Source organism: Marinitoga hydrogenitolerans DSM 16785 (assembly GCF_900129175.1).
GTDB classification, from domain to species: Bacteria; Thermotogota; Thermotogae; order Petrotogales; family Petrotogaceae; genus Marinitoga; species Marinitoga hydrogenitolerans.
In genome coordinates, this window is the sequence record NZ_FQUI01000029.1 from 21,828 (window position 1) to 28,491 (window position 6,664).

Here is a 6,664-nt window from a genome sequence, read left to right on the forward strand (position 1 = left end):
GAAATCAAGATAACTTTTTGCTACAAATATTAAATATTGTTTTATTTTACATAAATAACTTTTGATATTTCAAGCCATCTGATCCTTTTTTCTTTCACAGAATAAATAAAATGCGCATAGCCTATTCTATCTGCATGATATAATCCTGAAATACTAATAATCCCTTTTAATTCATATATTCCATCATTACCAAAATCATATGGTTCTAATTCACCTATGCCACCTATAAATAATTCTTTGATTTTACCTATAAATTGACCATATTTATTATACACTTTCATTTTTATATATTCACTTTTTCTATCAGATAAAGCAAGATAAGTATAAGCATCTTTAAATCTTACTAGCGCTTTAAACCCATCCATAAATGATGTTTTTAAATCTAAAATTTCATTTTTGGTATCCAACAATTCACCGTTCAAATATGAATAAATATAGTAATAAATATAATTACCACTTCCACCTGAATAACCTTTTATAAAAACATCTAATTTTTTATCTCCATCAAAATCATAAAATTCAATTTTTGGTTCGTATGACCCAAAATTTAATTCTATAGTTGTTGATTCATTTCCAATTATCTTTAATTTTAGATTATCTATAAAAATGGAACTAATATAGTCTCCTTCTAAAATTACCTTTTCATTAATTGAATCTCCATTTAAATCTATTTCTTTTTGTTCAATGATATCAGAAAAAATCAGTAAAGGTATTAAGGTTATTAATAATAATATAATTTTTTTCATATTATTTCGCCTCCAAAAAAATGATTATATAATTTTTTTGATAATTGTTCCTGTTTATGCCAATATCCTGCTAATTTTTCATTTCTTGATAAATCTCCTAATTTTTTATAATATTTTTTATTTAGCTTTCCAGGTCCAACATCAAATAACGGTGTTCCTGGCAACGGCATAAATGTATGTGAATGTATAACGGCTTTGTATTTTTCTGTTATTTTATCCATAAAATCAAAGGTTTTTTTAATATCTTCATCTGTTTCAAACGGAAATCCAAATATAAAATCAACATATGGTATAAAACCATTTTCATGAATTAATGATAAGGCATTTTCAACGATTTCTAGATTATGTCCTCTTGCTATTTTATCTAGTATTTTTTCACTTCCACTTTGTGCTCCAACTATAATCATTTTATTATTAATGTATTTTTTTATGATTTTTAATACTCCAGAAGTTACAGATTCTGGCCTAACATCAGAAGGAAAAGAGCCTAAATATATTTCTTCAACTCCTACCTTTTTTAAATTAAATAATAATTCCTCTATTTTTTCCACATTTGGTGTAACTCCATTTTTTGAACCATATCCAAAGGAATTTGGGGTTATAAATCTTGCTATTTTTCTGTTATGTTTAATCCCTTCTTTTGCATATTCTATTATTATATCCACATCTCTATGTCTTACTTTTCTTCCAAAAAGATTTGGTGTTTGACAGTAACCACATAAAAAAGGACATCCTCTTGTTATTTCAATGGGCATAAAATGCTTATTTTTTATTGCATAAGGCGGATAATAATTCAAATTCACATATTCTCGAGAATATATTATCTTTTCAGATGAACCATATTTTAAAAAGTCGGTGAAGGTTTTTTCACCTTCACCAACAAATATTTTATCAAATCCTATTTTTAATGTTCTTTCAGGCATCGCACTTGGATGAGGACCACCAGCAATAACTTCAAACCCTTTTTCTTTTAATATTGGAATTTCTTTTTCAACATCAAATATATCAAAACTCATAAAAGAATATGCAATTAATGTGTCTTTTGGATCATATTCTAAAATTTTATTAAAATTTTTCTCTAACACAAGTTCTATATTTATATTTTCTTTTTCTATTGCTGAAATTAATGATACTATAGAATATCTATTAGATTTAAATAATCTAAATATTATTCTTTTCAACTGAATCATCCTCAGAAATTTTCTTTGGGAAAATATCTCTTAATCCTGATGCAAATATTAAAATTGCTACTATAATTGCAGACGCAGTTGATATGTTTATGTATATATATGTTCCTATTGCTAATGCATTAATTACCCACGCTAATGCTATAAATAATTTTTTATTTTTATACTTATACAATGAAGAAAATACCGTTGAGGCTAATACGAATACTATAAATAAATTTATATCAAAACCTCTAATAATACCAAAGAATGATAATAATACTCCAATAAATAAATATACTATTGTTAGTTTATCATATTTTTTTGATAAGAAAGAAAAAATTGCTGTAATTGTCCCAAAAATTATAGACAATAACATCAAAGAAATGTTAGCTTTTAAATAAAACGCTGACAATCCAGCTAATAACAAAGAAAACGCAACAGAATAAATCATCTTTTCACCTCACATTTTATCTACAACTTTTATGCCTAATAAATCCAATCCTTTTCTTAATACTTCTCCTGCTAAATGTGATAATAATAACCTTGATTTTAAAACTTTTTCTTCTTCTTTTAAAACAGATAAACTATTGTAGAACGAATTATAAGTTTGAGCCAATTCAAATAAATAATCTGCTATTAAGTTAGGTTTATAGTCATCTGCTGCTCTCATTACAATTATTGGTAATTGAGTTAATAATAAACTCAATTTTCTTTCTAATTTTTCATTAATCAATATTTCAGCATTATCTAATGTATAACCATTATCTTTTGCTTTTCTTTTTAATGATTGAATTCTTGCATATGTATATAATAAGTATGGTGCAGTATTCCCATCAAATGCTAACATTTTATCCCAGTCAAAAATTATATGACTAATTCTATTTTGACTTAAATCTGCATATTTTACAGCGCCAATTCCTATAATTTCTGCAATTTTACTTTTTTCTTCTTCAGATAACTCTGGATTTTTTTCTTCAATTATCGCTTTTGCTTTTTCTACTGCTTTATCAAGCAATTCTTGTAATTTTATAACATTACCTTTTCTTGTTGAAAAAACGCCATCAGCAAATCTCATTAATCCAAACCATATATGTTGATAATTATCTTCCCAACCCAGTTTTCTTGCAATATTGAACACTTGTTTAAAATGTGTTTGTTGCCTTTCATCTGTTACATATAATATTCTGTTTGGATGATATGTTTCTCTTCTAAATTTTATACATGCTAAATCTGAGGTTGCATATAAAAATGCACCATCTTTTTTTTGTATAATTGCTGGAGGTAGATTTTCTTTTTCATCAAAAAATACAACAACAGCACCCTCGCTATATGTTGCTATACCTTTTTCAAGAAGCATCTTAACTATTTCTGGCATTATACTATGATAATGAGATTCACCATAATAGGTATCAAATTCTATATCCATCCTTCTGTATATTTTATTATATTCTTTTAAAGATAAATCTATAAATTCCTGCCATAATTTTCTATTTTCAGTTTCTCCATCTTGTAATTTTTTTAATTCCTGTCTTGCTTCTTCTAATAATTCAGGATTTTTTTCTGCTTCTTTTTCAAATTTTACATATATTCTTTCCATTTCTCCAATAGGATCTTTTTCATAATGTTCTCTATCTAACCACAACCTATATGCAACTATTAATTTTCCAAATTGTGTTCCCCAGTCACCCAAATGATTATCTCCAATTACATCATACCCTAAATACTTATATATTCTTTTTATAGAATCACCAATTACAGTACTTCTTAAATGACCTATATGCATAGGTTTAGCAATATTAGGTGAAGAATAATCTATTACTACTGTTCCTTTATCCGTAATAAATGAAAAATCTGGTTCTTCTTTTTCTAATTTTGGCAAATAGTTTACTAAAAAATCATTTTTTATAAATATATTTATAAAACCCGGTCCAGCTATTTCTATTTTTTCAATTATCTCATTTTCTGGAATATTATCTATTATATCTTGAGCGATAACTCTCGGAGCTTTTTTAAACACCTTTGCGTTTATCATTGCAAAATTTGTTTGAAAATCACCAAAGTTTTCATTTGATGTCCTTTGAACCACTGGATCTTTTACCTCGGCATTTGGAAATATTTTTTCAACAGATTTTTTCAATAAATCTTCTAAAATTTTTTCAACTAATTTCATTTTTTCACTCCTTTCCTTTCTTACTAAGAATATTATAACATAGTTTTTGTTAAAAAAAGTATAAATAAATATAATGAATAAATTCTGGCAATATTTCTAATTATTTCTATAGCAGTCAATGGTTAAGATTGCTATAATTTTTAGTAAAAAATATATTTAGATATAATATAATATTATTATATAAGCAATAATATAATTTTGTTAAAGTTTTATTTCAATTGAACATTTTCTAGAATTTTGGAGTATAATATATACGGAAATAGAAAGATTAATCAGAGGAGGTAGATAATATGGCTGAAAAAGAATTTGTAGTTGGTATTGACCTTGGTACAACCAACTCAGCTATCGCATGGATGAAACCAGATGGAAACGTTGAAGTTATCCCAAATGCTGAAGGTAAAAGAACAACACCTTCAATTGTACATTTTTCAAAAGATGGTACTGTTATAGTGGGAGAACCTGCTAAAAGACAGGTTGTATTACACCCCGAAAGAACTATTAGATCGATTAAAAGAAAAATGGGTTCAGATTATAAAGTGACTATTGACAACAAAAGTTTTACTCCACAACAAATAAGTGCTTTTGTTTTACAAAAATTAGTTAGAGATGCTGAAGCTTATTTGGGTGGAAAAATAAAAAAAGCTGTTATTACAGTTCCAGCATATTTCAACGATGCACAAAGGCAAGCAACCAAAGAAGCTGGTGAAATAGCTGGTTTAGAAGTTTTGAGAATTATTAACGAACCTACAGCTGCTTCAATTGCTTTTGGGTTAAACAAAGTTCACGAAGATAAGAAAATTGTAGTATATGACTTAGGTGGGGGTACTTTTGATGTTTCAATTTTAGATGTTGGTGAAGGTGTTATTGAAGTTGTTTCAACATCTGGTAATAATCATCTTGGTGGTGATGATTTTGATCAAAGAATTATTAATTGGTTAGTTGAAGAATTCAAAAAAGAGCACGGTTCAGACATAACAAACGATAGACAAGCTATGCAAAGATTAAAGGAAGCTGCAGAAACAGCTAAAATAGAACTCTCAACAAAATTAGAAACAGAAATCAATTTACCATTTATAACTGTAGTTAACGGACAACCTGTTCACTTACAAAAAACATTGACAAGAAAGAAATTTGAAGAATTAGTACGGGATTTAGTTGAATCTACAAGAAGACCAATTGAAACTGCTTTAAAAGATGCAGGATTATCTCCACAAGAAATCGATGATGTTTTATTAGTTGGTGGTTCTACAAGAATTCCAGCAGTTCAAGAATTAGTAAAATCTATATTCCAAAAAGATCCAAGTAAAGGTGTTAACCCTGATGAAGCTGTTGCTGTTGGTGCAGCTGTACAAGCAGCTATTATGACAGGAAATACCGAACAAGACTTAGTTTTAGTTGATGTTACTCCTTTATCTTTAGGTGTAGAAGTTAAAGGTGGATTGATGGAAGTTATAATCCCTAAAAACAGTAAAATTCCTATTAGAAAAAGCAAAGTATTTACTACGGCTGCAGATTTTCAACCAGAGGTTGAGATTGGTGTATTCCAGGGAGAAAGACCTCTTGCAAGAGATAATTTCTTCTTAGGTAGCTTTAAATTAACTGGAATTCCACCAGCACCAAGAGGTGTTCCACAAATAGAAGTTTCATTTGATATAGATGCTAATGGTATTGTTAATGTTTCAGCTAAAGATTTAGGTACTGGTAAACAGCAATCAATGGTTGTTACCGGAAGAAACAAGTTATCTTCAGAAGATATTGAAAGAATGATTAGAGAAGCTCAAGAATATGAAGAACAAGACAAGAGAAAGAAAGAAGAAATCGAACTTAAAAATCAAGCTGATGATTTAGCATATCAAGTAGAAAAATTGATTAACGAAAATAAAGATAAGGTTCCAGAAGACCAAAGAACAAGATTAGAAACATTAATCAATGATGTTAGGGATGCTATTAACAATAATGATATAGCAAAATTAAAAATCGTTATGGAAGATTTGAAAAACGAATCGATGAAATTAGGTCAATCTATTTATCAACAAGCACAACAAACAGCTAATACTGGTACAAATCCTAACCCAAATCCTGAAGACACACAAAACACAAATAATTAATGTTTAGTTTAATGGCTGGATTTTTTTGAAATCCAGCCATTTTTTTAAACTTTATTTGTATTTTTGAAACAATATCGTTACACTTCTTTTGTATAATTGCTAAAATATTTTTTGAAAGATTTCCGGTAGGGAGTCAAATCAGTAAAAAAGAGCAAAAAGGAAATAATTAGCTATAAAAGAAGCTAATAGTTTGAGAATATTGAAATTCAAAAATAAAAGAAAATAAATAATAAAACAAGGATGAGAAAAAATTATTTCATGGGAATATAAGGTACATTGTTTTTAAGTAAATAAAAAATAAGATTGACAAATTTTCTACCGCTTAATACAAGAGCTCTCATATGACGATGAGAATTAGATTCATTAAACTTTTTCCAGTAATATTCTTTGAAAATAGGATTATGATATCTAAGAGAATTAGCAGCTAAAATCAAATAAGTTCTAAGATATTTATTACCTTTTTTAGTTAAT

General features: G+C 27.6%; 6 protein-coding genes. 1 reads left to right on the forward strand and 5 read right to left on the reverse strand.

The window, feature by feature from the left end; translation table 11 throughout:
* Positions 1-41: 41 nt before the first annotated feature.
* Genes BUA62_RS08100 through argS form a run of 4 tightly spaced genes read right to left on the reverse strand, consistent with a single transcriptional unit; the run spans position 42 to position 4,085 of the window.
* Positions 42-746 carry a hypothetical protein gene (locus BUA62_RS08100; RefSeq protein WP_072865286.1) on the reverse strand — a complete coding sequence of 235 codons (705 nt, stop codon included), beginning with the start codon at positions 744-746 and terminating at the stop codon, positions 42-44.
* Complete coding sequence (locus BUA62_RS08105) at positions 743-1,936, reverse strand: TIGR04013 family B12-binding domain/radical SAM domain-containing protein (protein WP_072865288.1); 1,194 nt, start codon at positions 1,934-1,936, stop codon at positions 743-745. The genes BUA62_RS08100 and BUA62_RS08105 overlap by 4 nt, the downstream gene beginning before the upstream one ends.
* Positions 1,908-2,366: a hypothetical protein gene (locus BUA62_RS08110; RefSeq protein WP_072865290.1), complete on the reverse strand. Its 459-nt coding sequence runs from the start codon at positions 2,364-2,366 to the stop codon at positions 1,908-1,910. The genes BUA62_RS08105 and BUA62_RS08110 overlap by 29 nt, the downstream gene beginning before the upstream one ends.
* Positions 2,367-2,375: 9 nt before the next feature.
* Complete coding sequence (gene argS, locus BUA62_RS08115) at positions 2,376-4,085, reverse strand: arginine--tRNA ligase (RefSeq protein ID WP_072865292.1); 1,710 nt, start codon at positions 4,083-4,085, stop codon at positions 2,376-2,378.
* Between the two features lie 290 nt (positions 4,086-4,375).
* On the opposite strand from argS, the gene dnaK reads away from it, so the two are divergent.
* Entirely contained in the window at positions 4,376-6,193 is a 1,818-nt protein-coding gene (dnaK, locus tag BUA62_RS08120) for a molecular chaperone DnaK (RefSeq protein ID WP_072865294.1), read from the forward strand.
* A gap of 251 nt (positions 6,194-6,444) precedes the next feature.
* Here dnaK and BUA62_RS11335 read toward each other — a convergent pair.
* A partial coding sequence (locus tag BUA62_RS11335) for a transposase (RefSeq protein WP_143148349.1) occupies positions 6,445-6,664 on the reverse strand: 220 nt, incomplete at its 5' end.